This is a genomic window from Actinomadura madurae (assembly GCF_900115095.1).
Classification (GTDB): Bacteria; Actinomycetota; Actinomycetes; order Streptosporangiales; family Streptosporangiaceae; genus Spirillospora; species Spirillospora madurae.
Window position 1 is genome coordinate 15,464 of sequence record NZ_FOVH01000035.1, and the last position, 18,155, is coordinate 33,618.

An 18,155-nucleotide genomic window follows, 5' to 3' on the forward strand; every position below is an offset into this window, starting at 1 on the left:
GTCCTCCGCCTCGTCTCAGTTCGGCTCGTCTCAGAGCGTGCGCTGCTGCCCGTCGCGGAACCGGTCGAGCTCGGGCAGGTAACCGACCGATCCCTCTTCCAAGGTCGTGCCGAAATTGCGTGCGACGCAGGACTGGAGGACGTAGAGCCCGTAAACGAGGATGAGATCGGTGACGCCTTCGGGACCGAACTGGTCGAACTGCTTCCAGTTCTCGTCCGATATGCGGTTCCGGTGGTACATGTCGTCGACGGTGCTGACGACCACGCGGTCGAAACTCTCCAGCCGTGAACTCTCGGGGCCTTCGGCGACGCCGAGAAGGTCCTCGTCCGTGACGCCGAGTTTCAGGCTCGCCTTGCGGTGCTGCGACCACAGGTATTCGCTGTCGCACAGCCAGACCGTGCGCATGCAGGCGAGCTGCCACACGCGCGGCGGGAGGCAGGTGTCGTCGATGGCGCGCTTGCCGAAGGGGGAGATCGCCTGGAGGAACTCCGGGTAGTTGATCATCGCCTTCTGCAGCTTCGACGTGCTCGGTTTGCCGCGGCGGCCCATGCGGTTCGCCTGCTCGATCTGCCGCGGGCTCAGGTTCGCGTAGTCGGCCTCGAAGACGCGTTTGGGCAGGCTGCGCGGGGCCTTGAGGTTCCGGTCGCCTTCGTGGTCCGCCACGTCACGCACCGCGCCCCAACCGGTGAGGCCGTCCTCCAACGGCACGCCCATGCTGTTGACGGCGGCCGCGAGCGAGACGAAGAAGCCGTAGGTCGTCATGATGTCCATGAGCGCGTTCGGCCCGAGCCGGCCGATCCGATACCACTTCTCGTCATTCAGGTAATGCGTCCGGTGCAATTCGTCGATCGCCTCGACGATGTGCCTGTCCATGCCGCTCAGCCCGCCACCCGAGACGCCGGCGGCCACCTCGGCTAGTTCGTCCTCGTTGAGGCCGATCTCCAGGCATCGCTCGCGAATGTGCGACCACAGGTATTCGCTGTCGCACAGCCAGGCCGTGCGCAGGGAGGCGAGTCCGGCGAGGCGCGGCGGCAGGTCGCCGGTCAGGGTGACGCGCGTGCCGATCCGTCCGATGGAACGGGCGAACTCGGGATAGTTGAGGAAGGTCTTCATCATGGTGGAGGTGCCGCTCTCCCCGTACGGCCCCATCTTGATGCGCACGGCCTCCTGACGGCCGGAAAGGCCGTCCAGGTCGACTGGCGAAACGCGGGTCGGATATTGCGTCATCGGTTCTCCCAAAAAGAGGGCGTTATCAGGGCAGGTGGATCGGGGTGACCGGTCCGCCGCCGGTCAGGACGGAGACGACGTTCTCCACCGCGACCTCGGCCATCCGGGTCCGGGTCTCGGTGGTGGCGGAGCCGAGGTGGGGTGCGAGCACGACGTTGTCGAGCCCGAGCAGACCGGGGTGCACGCGCGGCCACCGCCCGGCCGATGGCGCCCATCCCCACGATGCCGAGCCGCCGTCCCTGCGGCCCCGTGCCGAGCATGAACCCGATGTCCCACGACCACGGCGAGCCGGACCGGATCAGCCGGTCGCCCTCGCCCACCCGCCGGGTCACGTCAGGCAGCAGCGCCATCGTCAGGTCGGCGGTCGCGTCGACCAGCACGCCCGGGGTGTTCGTGGCGACCGCGCCGCGCGCGGTGATCGCGGCGACGTCGAGGTTGTCGTGGCCGGTGGCCGTGTCCGCCACCACGCGCAGCCGCGGCCCGGCCGCGTCGAGGACGGCCGGTCCGATCCGGTCGTTGAGCGTCGTGATCACCGCGTCGGCGCCGGCCACCGCGGCGCGCGGCTCGGCCGGCGTCAGCGGCCGGTCGTGGGGGGCGACGGCGCGGGGGACGCGCAGGACGCCGTGCTGGTCGCCGTGCAGGAGGTCGCCGGGTTCCACGTCGAGGCCGCCGACCCGCACCGGTACCCCGATCGCGGTGAGCCGCATGTGGGCGCGGGCGACGCACAGACCGGCCGCGTGCACGGCGAAACCCATCGCGCGCAGGTCCGGCTCGTCCCGCACCCGCCCGTTGGTCACGAACCCGGAGATCGCCGGCGCGGCCAGCAGCGTCCCGTTGACCTCGCCGAGGGACGCCCCGGCGCCGGGCACCTCGTCGAGGTCCTGGACCACGACGACGACCGGTCCCTCGGCGGCGAGCACGGCCCGGTGCAGCTCGGCGACGGGTACCGCGTCGTCGCCCGGTTCGCTCGCCCGCATCGTGGCGGTGACGGCGGTGCCCAGGAAACGTCCCCCGGCGATCCGGCGGAGCGAGCCGTCGGTGTACGCCTGCCCGTCGGCGCCGGCCTCGGTGCGGCGCAGGGCGTTGCTGAGCGCGGGGGTGTCCCGGCCGGCGAGTTGCTCGCAGATGTGGACATGTTCGGACATGCTTGCTCCTCCGGTCGGGTGGGAGGTGGTGATCGCGCCCGGGCTCGTCGCCCGGGGGACATCGGGTGGCCGGCGCCGTCAGAGCAGCGGCGGGACGATCGCATCGATCAGGTGCGGGCCGGGCTCGGCCAGCGCCCGCCGGAACTGCTCGGCCAGCTCCTCCGCGGTCGTCGCCCGCGTCGCGGGAACGCCCATGCCTTCGGCGATCCCGACGAAGTCGATCTCCGGCCGGGACAGGTCGAGCAGCTCGGCCGCCTTGGGGCCGCCGTCCGCCCCGACCCGCTGCAGCTCCAGCCGCAGGATGGCGTAGGCGCCGTTGTTCAGCAGGACCGTGGTGACGTCGAGGTCCTCCCGCGCCTGCGTCCACAGCGCCGAGATCGTGTACATCGCGCTGCCGTCGGACTGCAGGTCGATCACCGGCCGGTCCGGCGCGGCGACGGCCGCGCCGGTCGCGACGGGCATGCCGAAGCCGATCGCGCCCCCGGTCAGGGTCAGCACGTCGTGCCGCGGCGCGCCCGCGGTCGCGGCGGGCAGCGCCAGCCCGGAGGTGTTCGCCTCGTCCGCGATGATCGCGCGCTCGGGGAGCAGCGCGCCGATCACCTCGGCCCAGTTCTGCAGGGTCAGCGGCCCGGACGGCAGCGCGGGACGGGAGGGCTCCTGAAGCACCGGCTCGGTTCCGGCGGCGACCAGGTCGGCGAGGTCGGCCAACGCGCGCGGGACGTCCTGCCCGGGTTCCGCCAGTACGTGAACCCGCGCGCCCTCGGGCACCAGGTCGCTCGGCCTGCCCGGGTAGGCGAAGAACGAGGCGGGCGCCTTCGCCCCGGCGACGACCACGTGCGCGACCCCGTCGAGCTGCTGCGCGACCTGCTCGCCGAGGTAGCCGAGCCGCTCGATCGCCGGCAGGCCCGCGCCGCGTTCGAGCCGCGCAGGGAACGTCTCGGCGAACGCCCGCGCGCCGGTCGCGGCGGCGATCCGGCCGGTCGCGCGCAGCCCGGCCTCGCGGCAGGCGTCGCCGCCGGTGATCAGTGCCACCGGCTCGCCGCCGGTCAGCACCCCGGCGACGTCCCGCACGGTGGTCGCGTCGACGGCCCGGGGGCCGCGCGGCGGGACGGGAGCGGCGGTCTCGCCGCCCTCGCCCCAGGACGCGTCGGCCGGGAGGAGCAGCGTCGCGATGCGCCCGGGCGCGTCCTGGGCGGCCGCGACCGCCGCGGCGGCGTCGGCGCCGACGTCCTTCGCGTGCTCGGACCGGCGGACCCAGCCTTCGAGCGAGCCGGCCACGGCCTCGATGTCGGAGTCGAGCGGCGCGTCGTAGCGCCGGTGGTAGGTCGCGTGGTCGCCGACCACGTTGACGATCGGGGTGCGCGCGCGGCGCGCGTTGTGCAGGTTCGCCAGCCCGTTGCCGAGACCCGGGCCGAGGTGCAGCAGCGTCGCGGCCGGCTTCCCGGCGATCCGCGCGTAGCCGTCCGCGGCGCCGGTGACGACCCCCTCGAACAGGCCGAGCACGCCCCGCATCCCGGGGACGGAGTCGAGCGCGGCGACGAAGTGCATCTCCGAGGTGCCGGGATTGGCGAAGCACACCTCCACGCCTGCGTCCGCGAGCGTGCGGATCAGTGACTGCGCGCCGTTCACCTGGCGGCCTCCTCGTCGGAAAGCAGACCCGGGTTGAGGATCCCGGCCGGGTCGAAGGTCGCCTTGATGCGCCGCATCAGCGCGATCTTCGCCGGGTCCTCCAGTTCCAGGAAGTACCCGGACTTCGTCCGGCCGAGACCATGCTCGCCGGAGATCGCGCCGCCCAGTTCCATGCCCAGCGCGAAGACGCCGGTCAGCAGCTTCCTCCGCTCGTCCGGGTCCTCGCAGAAGACGGCGAGGTGGACGTTGCCGTCGCCGGCGTGCCCGCACCCGGCCACGCTCGCCCCGTACGGCTCCGCGAGCCGCTTGGTCCGGCGCAGGAACTCCGGCATCGCGGCCCGCGGGACCACCACGTCGATGACGTCGTCGGCGCCGAACGCCTTGGCCGTCCAGAACGACTTCTCGCGCGCCTCGATGAGCCTGCGGGCCGAGCCGCCTTCGAGGACGTAGACGTCCAGCGCGCCGAGGGCGTCGAGCAGGCCGCCGAGCTCGCCGATGTCGTCCTGCAGCCGGTCGCCGTCGCGGTCCTCCAGCGCCACCACCAGGTACGCCTCCGCGGAGTCGCGGACGTCCGCGGGCATTCCGAGGTTGAGCCGCACGTGGTCGCTGATCGCGGTGAGCGTCAGGGTGTCGAGGTATTCGAGGATGTGCGGTTCGAGCCCGCTGGAGACGATCTTCGGGACGGCGGTCAGCACCTCGTCGAAGGTCGCGAACGGGGCGAGCACCGTCGCGCCGTGCGGCAGGCGCGGGTGGAGCCGCACGATGATCTCGGTCGCGATCGCGAGCGTGCCCTCGGAGCCGATGATCAGCTGGGTCAGGTCGTAGCCGGTCGAGACCTTCGAGATCTTGCCGCCGGTCCGGATGATCTCTCCGGTCGGCAGCACCGCCTCCAGCCCGACGACGTGGTGCCGCGTGACGCCGTACTTGACCGCGCGCATCCCGCCGGCGTTCGTCCCGACGTTGCCGCCGACGCTCGCGCTCAGCTCGCCGGGGTGGACGGTGTACCCGAGCCCGGCCTCGGCCGTCCGCGCGTCCAGGTCGGACAGCGTGACGCCCGGCTGGACCACGGCGACGTGGTTGGCGGTGTCGACCTCCAGCACGGCGTTCATCCGCTCGAACGAGATCACCAGGCCGTTCTCCCGCGGCCGCGCGGCCCCCGAGAGCCCGGTGCCCGAGCCCCGCGCGGTGACCGGCACGCCGTGCTCGCCCGCGGCCCTGAGCAGCCCCGCGACCTCCTCGGCGCTTCCCGGCTTCGCCAGGTAGGCGGGACGCCGAGGGGCGACCCGCAGGGCCTCGTCGTGCGCGTAGTCCTCGGGGATCGCCGCGCCTGTCAGCAGATTCGCGTCCCCGACGATATTCGCGAATTGCGCCGCAACACCGCTCATCGCCATTCCTCCTCGGCCATTGGACCGAGATTAGGAAGCGGTGTCGCGGCGGATCGTCCCCCCGCCCGGGGACACCTCTCCCCCAAGCGGGGGACCCGCCGGCCTGGGGAGTGTGGACATGGTTGGCGATGTGCGACTTAATGCCGACATGAAGTCAATCGGCGAGGTGGCGGCCCGGTTCGGGCTTCCGGCGCACGTGCTGCGCTACTGGGAGGCGGAAGGGCTGCTGGCACCGGCCCGCGCGGGCGACCGCCGCCGCTACACCGACGCGGACCTGCGCCGGGTGGCGGCGATCCTGATCGCGAAGGAGGCGGGCTTCGAGCTCGCGGACATCCGGACGATGCTGGCCGCCCGGTCCGCACCGGCCCGCCGCGAGGTGGTGGCCCGGCACCGCGAGCGGCTGCTGACACGGATCGCGCGGGCGCAGGCCGCACTCCACATGATCGAGGGCGACTGCCCGCACGACGACATCATGACGTGCCCGCATTTCCAGAGCCTTCTGACCGATCGCCTGGAGCAGGCCGGCGGGAGAGGCTGAAGCGGGCGGGCGGCGGTGGCCACCTTTTTGTGGGTACTTGCAGGTCGGACGCGGTGGCGTGAGGCTGGGTCATGGGCGGTCGGACGGCCCCCGGACACGGACGGAGGCGTGGCGGTGCATCAGGAGGCCGGCTCGGAAGCGGCCAGTCTCTCCAGGCGGCGGTGGCCCCATTCGGAGAGCGGCTCCAGCGCTTCGGAGAGGTCGCGGCCGAACGGAGTCAACGAGTACACGGTCTTCAGCGGGCGCTCGTCGTGCACCTCGCGATGGACCAGCCCGTCGCTCTCCATCTCCCGGAGCGCCTGAGTCAGCACCTTCTCGGTGAGACCGGGCAACCGCCGGCGCAGCTCGCCGGGACGGTGCGGGCGCGATTCCAGGAGCCAGAGCAGAAGCGTCTTCCATTTGCCATCGATCACGGCGATGGCGGCGGTCACTCCGCAGACATTCGGATCCTGAGCGCGGCTGCGCGTCATCGTCCATCCCCATTCGCACTAACGCAGGAGTTGAGCCATGCCCTCGTACAACGAACAGTCTGCCGTCACGGTGCTCGGTCTCGGGCCGATGGGCCGGGCCCTGGCCGGCGCCTTCCTGGACGCCGGCGTGCCGACCACCGTCTGGAACCGGACGCCGGGCAAGGACCGGGACCTGGTCGAGCGGGGCGCGACCCGCGCGGAGTCGCCCGAAGCCGCGGTCGCCGCGAGCGGGGTGACCGTCGTCTGCGTGGTCAACGGCGATGCGGTGGACGCGATCGTGCGCCGCGCCGCGGTGACCACGGCCCTCAAAGGCCGCGCCCTGGTGAACCTGACCGCCGACACCCCGGACCGGGCCCGGAGCACCGCGGCCTGGGCCGCCGAGCACGGCATCGGGTACCTGGACGGGGCGATCATGACGCCGACCACGACCATCGGCACGCCCGACGCGGTGTTCCTCCACAGCGGCCCGGACGAGCTGTACCGGGCGCATCGTCCCGTCCTGGACGCCCTGGGAGGCGGCCACACCCACCTGGGCGAGGACATCGGGCGGGCGGCGGCCTACGACGTCGCGCTGCTCGACATCTTCTGGACGGCGATGGCCGGCTACGCCCACGCGCTGGCCCTGGCCGGTGCCGAGGGCATCGGCGCACGCGAGCTGGCGCCGTTCGCCAAGGGCATCGGCGCCATCCTGCCGCCGATCTTCGAGCAGACCGCGGAGGACGTGGCCGGCGGCGGGTTCTCCGGCGAGGGCAACCCGATCACGTCCGCGGCGTCGTCCATGGCCCACATCATCGAGACGTCCGAAGCCCACGGCATCGACGCGCGCATGATGCGCGCGGCGGACGAGATGGCGCGCCGCGTCATCGAGCGCGGACACGGCACGTCCGGATTCATCCGCATCGTCGAGTCGATGGAAGCCCGCGGATAGGGTCGCCCCATGGTGATCTTTGGGCCGGCCGTCGACGTCCGTCCACTGTTCCCCCGCGAACGGCGGGCGCTGCTCGACCTGCTCGGCGGCCTGGCCCCCGCCGACTGGGCCGCGCCGACGGTGTGCCCCGGCTGGGACGTGCACGACGTCGTCGCGCACGTGCTCAACGACTACATGCGCCGCCTGTCGGGCAGCCGCGACGGGCACGCCGGAGCCGTCTTCGCCGATGACGAGACGCTGCCCGCCTATCTGGCCCGGACCAACGAGGAGTTCGTCCGGGCCTCCCGGCAGCTCAGCCCGCGACTGATGATCGAATTGCTGGATCACCTGGGGCCGCGGCTCGATGCCCTGTGGGCGGCTCGGGACCTCAAGGCCACCGCGGATCTGAACGTCTCATGGGCCGCCACCGACATCGACAGTCCCGCCTGGCTGGACATCGGCCGCGACTACACCGAGTTCTGGGTCCACCAGCAGCAGGTGCGCGACGCGGTCTCCGCTCCTGGCGCCGTCGAACCCGACCTCATGGCTCCGGTGCTGGACCTCTTCGCGCGGGCCCTGCCGCAGACGTTGCGGACGCACGACCGGCCCGAGAACAGCACGGCACATCTGGAAGTGCGCGGCCCGGCGGGCGGACGGTGGACCGTGGTCCGGCAGGGTGGGCGGTGGTGTATGGCCGACGCCCGAGGGGCGCCGGCCGCGTTCGTCGCGATGGATCAGGACACCTTCTGGCGCCTGGCGACCAGAGGCATCACCGTGGAGGAGGCCCGCCGGCGGTCGACTTCGGAGGGTGACCCAGAGCTCACCAGCGCCATGACGGCGCTGCTCGCGATCGTCGCCTAGCGGGTCTGGCCGCCGAGGCTGAGTTCGTTGCCCTCCGGGTCGCGGTAGATCACTTTGGTGACGCCGTTGCCGTAGGTCTCGCGGTCCGCGGGTTCGAGGCCACGCTCGGCGAGCCCGGCGACCCGGTCGTCGAGGTCGTCGACGAACGACATGACGAGCGCCTTACCCGCGCGTTCCGGGTCCTGGACGATGTAGATGTAGCGGTTCTCGGCCACCTCCCACACCGCCTCGATGTCGTTCGGCAGGAATGACGGCTTCCCGCCGAAGAACCGCTCGTACCACGGCAACGCCGCCTGGTAGTCGGTGACGGGGACTCCGGCGAAGAGATCGAGTGACATGTCGTCCTTCTGTCCGTGATCGATGTGTCACCGGTTTCGACCACGGAAATGCCGGAAACTCATCGCCGACCGCGCGGGAGCGGGCCTCGTCGAGTCCGGGCGGACGACCCTGCCGGAGGAGATGCAGGGCCCCGCCTCGGCGCCACGGGGGAAAGCGCAGAGGCGGGGCGGGGCACGGTGTCCCGCGATCGTGCGCCTCCGATCGCGAAGTCACCAACCAGGACCGTCCGTGACCGCCCGGGTTTGCAACCTTCCGATCCGAGACGTGTTTCCCCGAGTGGCCGTGCCCCTGCGAGGCGCCGATCAAGGCCGGTTCGGAAGTTGCCATGTGGTGATTCCTCGGAACGGTTTCCTCTGGATGTCGCGCGTTGTTCGTCGTGCAATCCGGAGATGGGAGAACACATGTCGGGACCCGATTCCACCGAAAATCGTTCGATGGACATCGTGGCGGGGGGACAGGAGGAACCGAGCCCGCGGGTGAGCGTCGAACCGCCGGACGAGGACGCCTTGGACCAGGTGCTCGGCCGTGACCTTCCGGGCTACTGGGCTCTGGCGGCCGTCCACGTGAAGGAACTCGCCGCGCTCGGTGACGAGGCCGCCGTGCAGGCGCGATGCCTTCTGGCCGGTCGGCTCGACGAGATCCTCAACGACCATGCGGCGGTCTACCAGACCCGCAGCGGGGTCGCCGTACTCGTCGGTCCGAGTGAGGATCTGGCCAAGACACGGATCGGAGCCTCCCTGCTGATGAAGGCGACGCGGCGCCATCTCGCCGGCTTCGGGCTCCCTCACGCCGGCATATCCGCGCCGACCTACACGGTCGAGGCGTTCGGCGCCGAACTGCGGGAGCTGCGGCGGCGGGTGAGGGATCCGGAGGGGAGCCGGGTGAGCGCCTGAAAGCCCGGCAGCGGGCCGTGTGATTCGCTTGCGCGGCCTCGTGCTCGATCGAGCCCGCCCGGGTCGCGGCCTCCGGGCGGGACGCACGAGTGCCTTTCTTTCAGCCGTTCTTGACGGCCTTCTCGATCCACCCCATCACGCCGGGTCCGTGCCCGCCGACCCGCCATTCGTAGAGTTCGCCGGTCTTGCGCAGATCCCGGTCACCCGTCTTCCAGTCGTGGATCTGGGCGGGCCCGTCCGGCGTGTCGATGAGCCACTCGTAGCGGATCTCGTCCACGTTCAGGTCGCGGTAGTCGTCCGGGTAGGCGCCGATGTCGGGGGGCCCGAACACGGCGGTGAGACGGCCGTAGGTGGTGGTGATGGTGCCCTGGTCGTAGCCGCCGGCCGTCACTCCGCCGGCGGGGCCGCGGACTATCGTCCCGTCTTCGTTGATCTTTGCCATGGTGCCTCTGACCGTGCGTGGAACGTCCCGGGTGTCAACGCGCCGCGTCCGCCGTCAGACCGCGGCGAGCGGCTCGTGCAGCTTGGCCAGCGCCTTCTGCTGGATCTGCCGGACGCCCTCCCGGGAGAGCCCGAGGCGCTCGCCGATGACGCGGAGCGACTCCTCCGGTTCGCCGTCCAGCCCGAAGCGGCGGGTCAGCACGTACAGTTCGCGGCCGTCCAGGTTCGGCAGGCCCTCGCGGGTGACGATGCCCAGGTGCAGCCTGAGCAGCACCTCCTCCTCAAGGCTTGAGGAGGAGTCCGCCAGCCGGTCCTCCCATTGGACCGGGTGGCCGTCCTCGCACCTCAGCGGGGTCTGCAGGCTGTCCAGCCGGGGCGCGTCGAGGACGCGGCGGACCTGGGCCTCCGACACCCCCGCCCGGCGGGCGATGGCGGCGTGCTCCACGGTGGCGTCCGGCCCGGCCTCGTCGCACAGCGCCCGCTCCGCCGCCAGGATGACCGGCCGCTTCTCGAAGTCGCCGAGATTGAGGTTCGGGTAGTCGGCGTCCCGGACGGCCCGCAGCACCTCGCGCTGGATCGGCTTGAACGCCCAGCTCGCGAACGGGCCCCGGGCCGGATCGTAGGAGGAGATGGCCCACAGCAGCCCGACCTTGCCGGCGCTCTCGAAGTCCTGGCTGTGCTCGTTGGACTTGGAGGTGAACATGGAGACGTACTGCCTGACCAGGCCGTAGTTCGCGATCATGATCTCGTAGGTGAGATCGTCGAGCTCGCGTTCCACCCGGCGCACCTCGGCCTGGTCGGCGCCGGACCCGGCGTGCAGGGCGGCGAGCCGGTCCTTGAGCGCGGTGCGCCGTTCGAAGAGATCGTCGTTGTGGCTCTGGTACGTGTCGGTGGTGGGGTGGCCGTCGCGGTGCGGGTGCACGATGTCCATCTCCCTCGGCTGCTCGTGTGCTGTGCCGCTTGACGATCACTCAAAACGGGCCCGCGTCTTGACACGTGTTGACAGCGCCCCCGAGGCGGTTTCCGCGGCGCACGCACGGAGACGAAGGCGACACGGAGCGGTGAATGCCGAGGTGGCGCCCCATGTCCCCGCGGCGGGCCGCCCTCCGGGAATTTCGCCGGGGCGCCAGCGCGTTGATCTGAAATTGATCTTGTATCGGACGCCCGTTGCGGCTGCGGTGGGCGCCCGGTGCGCCCGCGGTGTGCGATCTCGGCCAGGTTCCCGGTCGGATGACCGGATACGGTTGCCGATTCACGAGCGCACGGACCTTAGAGGGGGCGGGGGGAAGACGCCGACGGCGGTTCAGGACGGGCGGCGTCCCCGCCTCCCAGAGGACGAGAGGAACCATTACGGTGCGAACGATGAGCTATGCCGGTCCCGAGTCACCGCCCGCCGGGAGGACGGCCACCGCGCACCCGTGCCCGGGCGGCCCCGACACGGCCGCTCGCTGAGGTGTCGCGACCCGATGCTTCCCGTGTGCGTGCATTCCCGCTCGGGCGTCCCGCCCGGCCGGGTGGATGACCTGACCGGCGACCTGGGCGCGGTCCTGGACAAGGAGTCGCTCATCACCGCCGGGCAGGCGATGAGCTGGCAGTCGACGTTCACCTGCGGCGCCGTCACCGCGGTCCCGCTGACGCCGGCGTCCGCCATGATCTTCAAGACTCCCGGGCCGGCGGACCCGCAGCGCTGGCACGACCGGTTCACCCGGGGGCTCGCCCACCGGATGGCCGGTGAGCTCACCATCGCGGCGGTGACGACCGAGCTGCTCGGTCACGCGGCGATGGGGGACACGAACGAGGACGCGGTCCTGCTGGGCTCGGCCATCGACGCGCTGGGCCGGCTGCTCGCCGACCTGACCGAGGCGCAGCGGCCGGAGGAGGGCGCGGACCGGATCGTCACGGACGCCAAGCGCACCCACGAGGCCCTGCTCGGGGTCGTCCGCCAGCGTGTGCACGTCCGGCGGCAGAAGGAGTTCACCGTCCACACCGTGCGGTCGGTCACGAAGGACCGGAACCGGGCCGATCTCGAACGGGCGGTCGCGCGGGTCGGGCTGCCGTGGCCGTCAAGGGCCGGTCAGGGGATCGGCGGAGAGCTCGGGCTCGCCCGGTGGCGGGCGGCGATGCAGGCCCACGGCCACCAGATGTGGTCGCGGACCGAGCGCGAGGACGTCCTCGTCACTGAGTTGTGGTTGCGCGATCCCCCGGAGGCGCGGGGATCAGGTAGCCGTATCCCGTCTGGGTCATGATCAGGTCGTCGCCGAGCTTGCGGCGCAGCCGCGAGATGTGCTCGGCGAGGGTCCGGGACACGCCCCGGCTGGTGCCCCACACGCTCAGCATGAGCTCCTCCTTGGAGACCGCCCTTCCGCGGTTGACCGCCAGGAACTCCAGGACGGCGTACTCCAGGGGGGCGAGCCGCACCGGCATGCCGTCCTTGTACGCCAGCCGGGCGGTGAGGTCGATCGTGACCGGCGGGATCTCCAGGTGCTCGTTGCGGGGGGTCTCGGTCCGGCTCGGGGTGCTGGGGGCACTGCGCCGCAGCACGGCGTCGATCCGGGCGAGCAGCACCTCGGGGTTGAACGGTTTGACGATGTAGTCGTCGCCGCCGAGGCGGAGCCCGAGCGCCTGCTCGTGCACCTCGGTGCGGACGGTCAGCAGGATGATCGGTGTGGTGTTGCCCTCCTCGCGGAGCTGGAAGATCAGCGAAAGGCCGTTGACGTCGGGGAGGTTGACGTCCAGCAGGGCGATGTCGATGTCGCCGCGGCGCAGGGCCTGGCGGCCGAGTTCGCCGTTGGGTACCGACTCCACCTGGAACTCGTGCTTGCGGAGAAGGTTCGCGACCACTTTCACCAGCCGCGGATCGTCGTCCACCACCAGTACGCGTGCCACGCAAGTCATGTTATCCAGGTGAACGGTTGATGTGCTTGGGGTGATCGAACAGTCACGCGCCGCCTCCATCTGTCTTGATCGACTCTTCGGTCGGCATTGGACGATCCGCGGCGTCTAGCCGGTTCCGGGGCGTTTCGGGGTTTCTGGGCGGCTCTGCAGCGCGGGGGGTGCCCGGGCGCGGGACGGCGCACTGGTAACGTCCGCGTCGGTCACGCCGGTGTCGTCGTGACGCCTCCAGAACAGAGGACGAAACGTGCGGGTGCTTATCGTCGAGGACTCCCGGGTCGGTCAGCTCCTCCGTGCCGTCTTGCAGCGTGACGGGCACGAGCCGGTCCTCGCCGAGGACGGGGAGAACGGCTGGACGATGCTCAGCCAGGCGCCCGCGCCGGACCTGGTCGTGCTCGACCGGATGCTGCCCGACATGGACGGCGCCGACCTCCTGGACAGGCTCCGCGCCGACGCCCGCACGGCGGAGCTGCCGGTGCTGGTGGTCACCGCCTCCGCCCAGGCGTCGGCCCACCTGGACGACGGCGTGCGGACCCGCGTCCTCGGCAAGCCGTTCGACCTCGGGGAGCTCAGGGCCCTCGTGGCCTCGCTGACGGATCACTGATCCTCAGTTCCGCCGGGCGTCCACCGTTACCCGCCACGACGCGTTGCCCGTCGTGTCCTTCTCCGCCGGGGCCGCGGGTCTCTCCGCCTTGGCCGGTGGTTCCGCTGCCTTGGCCGCGGGTCTCTGCGCCTTGGCCGGCGGTTCCTCCGCCTTGCCCGCGGTGGCCAGCGGCAGCCACAGGCTGACCTTGAGGCCGCCTGACGGCGCGTCCGCCAGCTCGATCCGGCCGTTCATCGTGGTCATCAGCGTCTCGGCGATGTGCAGCCCCAGCCCGGAACCGGGCAGGTCCCGCGTGGCGGGCAGCCGGTAGTACGGCTTGAGGGCCAGATCGCGCCGGGCGGGCGGGATCCCCGGGCCCTCGTCCGCGATGCCGATCACGCCGTGGGTGCCGTCCCTGCGCGTGGTGATGGTGATCGTCCCCTCGGGGGCGTACTTCTCGGCGTTGTTGAGCAGGAGGAGCAGGCACTGCCGCAGATGCACGGGGTCGGCCATGACGGCGAGGTCCGGCTCCGCCGAGATGACGGTGCGCGCCCCCACGGACGGGAGGCTCAGCAGCGTCCTGCGGACCAGCGGCTTCACCTCGGTGGGCTCCGCCGTCGTGGTCGGCCGTTCCGTCCGGTCGTCGTCGACGAGCGAGACCAGGTCGGCGATGACGTGCTGCATCATGTCGACCGCTTCGGCGATCGCCTCCAGCGACTCGGCCGAGGACTCGTTGGAGACGGTCGGTTCGAGCAGCTGGGCGTGCCCGCGGATCATCGTGAGCGGGCCGTGCAGTTCGTGGTGGATGGAGGCGAGCACCAGGTGCCGCGTGTATTCGAGCTGCCGCTTCGCGGACTTGTCGACGAACACCGCGGTCAGGAGCTTCGGCGCGGTTCCGGCCGGCATGGCCGAGGACGAGAACTCCACCCAGCGGGAGCGGCCGGCGGTCGAGGTCAGCCGGGCGCTGCCCCGGGGCCGCTCGGCGATGCTCACCGCGTCGCCGTCCTCGTCGGTCAGCGTGAAGAGGTCGTCGACGCGCCTCCCCATGGCGGACGACCCGGGCAGGCCCGTCAGCTCCGCCATCGCCGCGTTCCAGGTGACGACCTTGCCGCGCGCGTCGACGGCCAGGATCGCGACGTCGGAGTGGTCGATCACGGTGCTGAGCCTGGAGCGTTCGCGTTCCAGCTCGTCCGCCCTCCACGGTCCCGTCCAGAACGTGGCGATCCTCTTGCCCAGCCTGGACAGCGCCGCGCTCATGGCCCGGGACGTGAGCCGCCGTGCGCTCACCGGATCCCGCCCGGCCGGTGCCGTCCGCGCGGGGGGTGGACGGCGGCGAAGGTCACGATGGGAACTGCCCGGGACGCGGGCCTGCTGGCTGTGCGGACCGTCGGCTGATGTGCCATGGAGCCCTCTTGCAGATGGGACGGTTTCTCTGAGGTATGGGGGAGAGGCCCGCGGCGGACCCCGTACGACCTGGTCCGGGGACCATGGGTCCGCCTGCGGGGTGCGGCCGCGGGCGAGGGGACGCCGCCGTTTCGGCGTCCCGGTCGGTTAAGAATGATCTTGGTCGACTCGGTCATTGTGCCATGGGGGACGGGCGGCGTGGGACGGGTTCACTGCGTTGACCTGGGGTGACCACTCGTGGTGGCTTCCTCTGGGGGCGAGGCGGCGGTGCGCTTGGCTCCGACGCCCTCGCTCCCGCCGGTCCCTGCCGCGGGGTCAGGACGGGACTGGCCATTGTCAAGAGGCGTGTCAATTGAAATTTAACCGATCGCGAGGATCGCGACGGGCCATTTAAGCAAGAAGGACGCGAAGGATTCCGGATGGCTGGCTATGCTAGTGCGGCTGGTGTTCGTAGACAGCCTCAATTGGCACCTCTGAGAAGACCTTCTCCTCCAGCGGGGTTCGCGTGCGGTCTTCGCGGAGTGTTTCGCGGGCGCCGGCGTCCGGTGCCGCCTCGACCTCTTCGCGGTCGTTCTCGGAGAGCGGCTTCTCCTCGGCCGCGTCCATCGCCGGACGGTGAGCACGACCGAATCCACGCTGCCACGTGTACTCGAAGAGGTCGCCGGCCGCGGCATGGGCCTCCAGCGTCTCGGTGTGGGAGGCCGCTTCACGTGCTCGGATGTAGTCGCTCAGCGAGATGCCGCGCCTGACCGCCGCGACCACCTCGTCCTCGGGGATGTGCATCCGGACCGCCGTGGCGTAGCCACGGGCCCGTTCACCCCAGAAGGCCAGCCACAGCATCCTTCGCGCCGAGGCGCCCGCCTTCCGCGACTCGATCAGATTCCAGATCATGGTTCCCCTTGACCGTCCACCTCGATGGGCACGCCACTGTGCCCATCGGTGGGTACCGTCCGGGGGAGTTCGGCGATGGCAAGAGCCGATATCGAATAGGCCTGCCCTGGGGAATTGCTTAGCCTGGCTATGCGGGGGTGGTGTCTATTTCAGCCCACATGCCTTCGTAATCGTCCGAGCGGCGGGTGCCGAACGTCGCCGGAGTCAGGTCGAGGCCGGTGAACCTGGCGGACCAGTCGCTCTCGTCCGGCCACCCCGGAGCGGTGTGGGAGACCTCGATCCTGACGTAGCACTTCTCGCGCTTGCGCACGAGCCGGACCGTGATGTCGAGGTCGTCGGAACGGCCCGTGTCCAGCCGGTCGCGCACGGCGCTGCCCGCCAGTTCGCTGGCGGCGACCTGCGCGGCGGCGATGACCTTGAAGTCCCGTATCCCCCATCCTCGGAGGGCCGCGCGGAGAAGCCCCTCCGCGGCCCGCACCGCCCCGAGCGTGGGTTCGTGCGCGACGACCCACCGGGCGTCGTCGTGTGCCGGGGGAACCGGGTCCGTGGCAGTTGTCTCGATCATGAGGTCTCTTCCCTCGTGGCCTGTGGTGCCCGACCGTCCGGGAATCCTCCGCCACGACAACTCCCGGTCCCGCGCCGGCGGCCGCTCCGATGTGACTGAGGCCACACCTGCGCGATGTCACGCCCCTCATCGCCCTGGATGTCGTAAGCACGTTGGTACGTCGATGCGTGAAGGGTGGAGGCGGATGGCTTACCACGTGCTCGTGATCGGCGGGGGTTACGCCGGACTGCTGGCGGCGAAGCGCATCGCGCGGCAGGTCCGCCGGGACGAGGTCCGGGTCACCCTCGTCAACGACCACGAGAACTTCGTGGAACGCATCCGGCTCCACCAGATGGCGACCGGGCAGAGGCTGCCCACCCGCACCCTCGCCGGCATGGTGCGCGGCACCGGCGTCAGGGTCGTCGTCGGCGAGGTGATCGCCCTCGACCGTCGGGCCAGGCAGGTGAGGCTGCGGACGGAGGAGCGTTCGCGGGTCATCGGCTACGACACGCTGGTGTACGCGCTCGGCAGCGGCGCCGACACCGAGACCGTGCCGGGCGTGGCGGACCACGCGTACTCGCTGGCCGACGTCGAGCACGCGCGGGCCTTCGCGAGCAAGGCGCTGCGCGAGCTCGCCGCGTCCGGCCGCCGCGTCTGCGTCGTCGGCGGCGGGCTGACCGGGATCGAGACGGCGGCCGAGCTCGCCGAGTTCTACCCGGACCTGCGCGTGTGCCTGGTGTCGGGCGAGGTGGTCGGCCCCGGGCTGTCGAAGGGCGGACGCGCCCACGTGCGGCGCGTCATGTCGGCCCTCGAAGTCGAGATCAGGGAGCACGCCAAGGTCAAGGAGGTGACCGCCGACGGCCTGGTGCTCGTCGACGGCACCCGCGTGGAGGCCGGCGCCGTGATCTGGAACGCGGGCTTCTCGGTGCCCTCGCTCGCCCGCGAGTCGGGCCTGGAGGTGGACGGCGACGGGCGCGCGCTCGTCGACGACACCCAGCGCTCGACGACGGACGCCGACCTGTACGTCATCGGCGACGCGGCCCGGGTGATCGGCCCCGGCGGGCGGGAGCTGCGCATGGCGTGCGCCACGGGGATCCCGATGGCGGTGACCGCCGCCGACGCGATCGCCGACCGGCTGACCGGGCGGATCCCGCGCGGCCACCGGTTCGGGTACATCATGCAGACCGTGAGCCTCGGACGCGGGGACGGCCTGTGCCAGTTCGTCCGTCCCGACGACACGCCGCGGCGCCTGTTCTTCACCGGCCGGCCGGCCGCGTGGGCGAAGGAGCTGGGGGTGCGCCTCGCGGCCGTGCGCTCCCTGTACCTGACCGGCCCGTACCCGGCCAGGCGCCGGCACCTGGGCCGCCCGCTCTGACACCCGCCCCTCAAGGCGCCGCGGCTTGACCACCAGCCGAGGCCTACTGCCAGGGGAAGCGGTCGGTGAAGGCGGGTTTGAGGTCGTCCAGCCAGACCGCGTCGGGGTCGTAGTGGGCGAAGAAGGGCTTGCCGACCAGGTCGGCGTCGCGGCACTGGATGAAATGCAACGCCAACACCTTGTGGCCCATCACCTCCACCACACCGTCCACGCAGACCTTGCCGGGAGTGGCCGACATCGACGGGCCCCGCACCGTCCGCGCCAGCCCCGAGACGTTCTTGTAGGCGTCCCGGAAGATCTCATACGCCCGCGCCAGCGGTACCGCGAAGTAGTCCTGCGGGCCGGTGTCACGCTCGACGAACATGTAGTACGGCACCAGCCCCAGCCGGGTCTGGGTCCGCCACATGCCCTCCCACACCGCCGGATCATCGTTGATCGTGCGGATCAGCGGCGCCTGCGTCCGGATCACCGCGCCGGTGTCGCGGATCCGGCGGCACGCCTCGGTCACCATCAGCGGCTCCAACTCCCGCGGATGGGTGAAGTGCGCCATGAACGCCAGGTTCTTACCCGACTCCACCACCTGCTCGAACAACCGCAGCATCGGCTCGGCATCGGGATCGGTGACGAACTT

Annotated in this window: 19 protein-coding genes and 1 pseudogene; 7 read left to right on the top strand and 13 right to left on the bottom strand. The window is 71.3% G+C overall.

The features are described from left to right. Positions 1-30 precede the first annotated feature (30 nt). The 4 genes from BM339_RS46430 to BM339_RS46445 form a co-directional block, all read right to left on the bottom strand. Positions 31-1,227, bottom strand: coding sequence for a carboxymuconolactone decarboxylase family protein (locus tag BM339_RS46430; protein ID WP_143118880.1), 1,197 nt, complete (start codon positions 1,225-1,227; stop codon positions 31-33). After that, positions 1,224-2,372 carry an RraA family protein gene (locus BM339_RS51050; protein WP_075024998.1) on the bottom strand — a complete coding sequence of 383 codons (1,149 nt, stop codon included), beginning with the start codon at positions 2,370-2,372 and terminating at the stop codon, positions 1,224-1,226. The genes BM339_RS46430 and BM339_RS51050 overlap by 4 nt, the downstream gene beginning before the upstream one ends. 78 nt (positions 2,373-2,450) lie before the next feature. Then, a complete protein-coding gene (locus BM339_RS46440) occupies positions 2,451-4,001 on the bottom strand; it encodes an acetolactate synthase large subunit (RefSeq protein ID WP_075024999.1) in 1,551 nt (516 codons plus the stop codon). Further along, complete coding sequence (locus BM339_RS46445) at positions 3,998-5,386, bottom strand: FAD-binding oxidoreductase (RefSeq protein WP_075025006.1); 1,389 nt, start codon at positions 5,384-5,386, stop codon at positions 3,998-4,000. The genes BM339_RS46440 and BM339_RS46445 overlap by 4 nt, the downstream gene beginning before the upstream one ends. Before the next feature lie 148 nt (positions 5,387-5,534). Here BM339_RS46445 and BM339_RS46450 point away from each other — a divergent pair, with 148 nt between their 5' ends. Further along, positions 5,535-5,924 (top strand): MerR family transcriptional regulator, encoded by a 390-nt coding sequence (locus BM339_RS46450; protein ID WP_075025000.1) that lies wholly within the window; start codon positions 5,535-5,537, stop codon positions 5,922-5,924. A 119-nt stretch (positions 5,925-6,043) separates the two neighbouring features. Here BM339_RS46450 and BM339_RS46455 read toward each other — a convergent pair whose 3' ends face one another. Beyond that, positions 6,044-6,394, bottom strand: coding sequence for a winged helix-turn-helix transcriptional regulator (locus BM339_RS46455; protein WP_024935850.1), 351 nt, complete (start codon positions 6,392-6,394; stop codon positions 6,044-6,046). A gap of 37 nt (positions 6,395-6,431) precedes the next feature. Between BM339_RS46455 and BM339_RS46460 the strand changes: the two genes are divergently transcribed. Both BM339_RS46460 and BM339_RS46465 read left to right on the top strand, forming a co-directional pair. Further along, positions 6,432-7,322: an NAD(P)-dependent oxidoreductase gene (locus tag BM339_RS46460; RefSeq protein ID WP_075025001.1), complete on the top strand. Its 891-nt coding sequence runs from the start codon at positions 6,432-6,434 to the stop codon at positions 7,320-7,322. A 9-nt stretch (positions 7,323-7,331) separates the two neighbouring features. Beyond that, positions 7,332-8,162 (top strand): maleylpyruvate isomerase family mycothiol-dependent enzyme, encoded by an 831-nt coding sequence (locus BM339_RS46465; protein ID WP_075025002.1) that lies wholly within the window; start codon positions 7,332-7,334, stop codon positions 8,160-8,162. Here the strand turns inward: BM339_RS46465 and BM339_RS46470 are convergent. After that, positions 8,159-8,500, bottom strand: a complete 342-nt coding sequence (locus BM339_RS46470) for a VOC family protein (RefSeq protein ID WP_021597251.1) — start codon at positions 8,498-8,500, stop codon at positions 8,159-8,161. The genes BM339_RS46465 and BM339_RS46470 overlap by 4 nt on opposite strands. Positions 8,501-8,935: 435 nt before the next feature. Between BM339_RS46470 and BM339_RS46475 the strand changes: the two genes are divergently transcribed. Beyond that, positions 8,936-9,394, top strand: a complete 459-nt coding sequence (locus tag BM339_RS46475) for a hypothetical protein (RefSeq protein ID WP_024935849.1) — start codon at positions 8,936-8,938, stop codon at positions 9,392-9,394. A 100-nt stretch (positions 9,395-9,494) separates the two neighbouring features. Here the strand turns inward: BM339_RS46475 and BM339_RS46480 are convergent, their stop codons facing one another. Further along, positions 9,495-9,836, bottom strand: a complete 342-nt coding sequence (locus BM339_RS46480) for a hypothetical protein (protein WP_143118881.1) — start codon at positions 9,834-9,836, stop codon at positions 9,495-9,497. 54 nt (positions 9,837-9,890) lie between these two features. Beyond that, positions 9,891-10,766: a sigma-70 family RNA polymerase sigma factor gene (locus BM339_RS46485; protein ID WP_021597248.1), complete on the bottom strand. Its 876-nt coding sequence runs from the start codon at positions 10,764-10,766 to the stop codon at positions 9,891-9,893. 535 nt (positions 10,767-11,301) lie between these two features. Here BM339_RS46485 and BM339_RS46490 point away from each other — a divergent pair. Then, complete coding sequence (locus BM339_RS46490; protein ID WP_075025003.1) at positions 11,302-12,081, top strand: hypothetical protein; 780 nt, start codon at positions 11,302-11,304, stop codon at positions 12,079-12,081. Here the strand turns inward: BM339_RS46490 and BM339_RS46495 are convergent. Continuing rightward, the gene (locus tag BM339_RS46495; RefSeq protein WP_075025004.1) at positions 12,011-12,721 is read right to left on the bottom strand and encodes a response regulator transcription factor; all 711 of its coding nucleotides are present in this window, start codon (positions 12,719-12,721) and stop codon (positions 12,011-12,013) included. The genes BM339_RS46490 and BM339_RS46495 overlap by 71 nt on opposite strands. Before the next feature lie 253 nt (positions 12,722-12,974). On the opposite strand from BM339_RS46495, the gene BM339_RS46500 reads away from it, so the two are divergent. After that, complete coding sequence (locus tag BM339_RS46500) at positions 12,975-13,331, top strand: response regulator (RefSeq protein WP_021597245.1); 357 nt, start codon at positions 12,975-12,977, stop codon at positions 13,329-13,331. Positions 13,332-13,334: 3 nt separating this feature from the next. Here the strand turns inward: BM339_RS46500 and BM339_RS46505 are convergent, their stop codons facing one another. The 3 genes from BM339_RS46505 to BM339_RS46515 form a co-directional block, all read right to left on the bottom strand. Beyond that, positions 13,335-14,567 (bottom strand): ATP-binding protein, encoded by a 1,233-nt coding sequence (locus tag BM339_RS46505; protein WP_021597244.1) that lies wholly within the window; start codon positions 14,565-14,567, stop codon positions 13,335-13,337. A 579-nt stretch (positions 14,568-15,146) separates the two neighbouring features. Continuing rightward, positions 15,147-15,605 (bottom strand): hypothetical protein, encoded by a 459-nt coding sequence (locus BM339_RS46510; protein WP_021597243.1) that lies wholly within the window; start codon positions 15,603-15,605, stop codon positions 15,147-15,149. Between the two features lie 127 nt (positions 15,606-15,732). Next, entirely contained in the window at positions 15,733-16,170 is a 438-nt protein-coding gene (locus BM339_RS46515; RefSeq protein ID WP_021597242.1) for a hypothetical protein, read from the bottom strand. Between the two features lie 184 nt (positions 16,171-16,354). Between BM339_RS46515 and BM339_RS46520 the strand changes: the two genes are divergently transcribed. Then, complete coding sequence (locus BM339_RS46520; RefSeq protein WP_021597241.1) at positions 16,355-17,524, top strand: NAD(P)/FAD-dependent oxidoreductase; 1,170 nt, start codon at positions 16,355-16,357, stop codon at positions 17,522-17,524. A 43-nt stretch (positions 17,525-17,567) separates the two neighbouring features. On the opposite strand, the pseudogene BM339_RS46525 reads toward BM339_RS46520, so the two are convergent. Further along, positions 17,568-18,155 (bottom strand): annotated as a pseudogene (locus tag BM339_RS46525) (lysine 2,3-aminomutase); the annotation flags it as partial.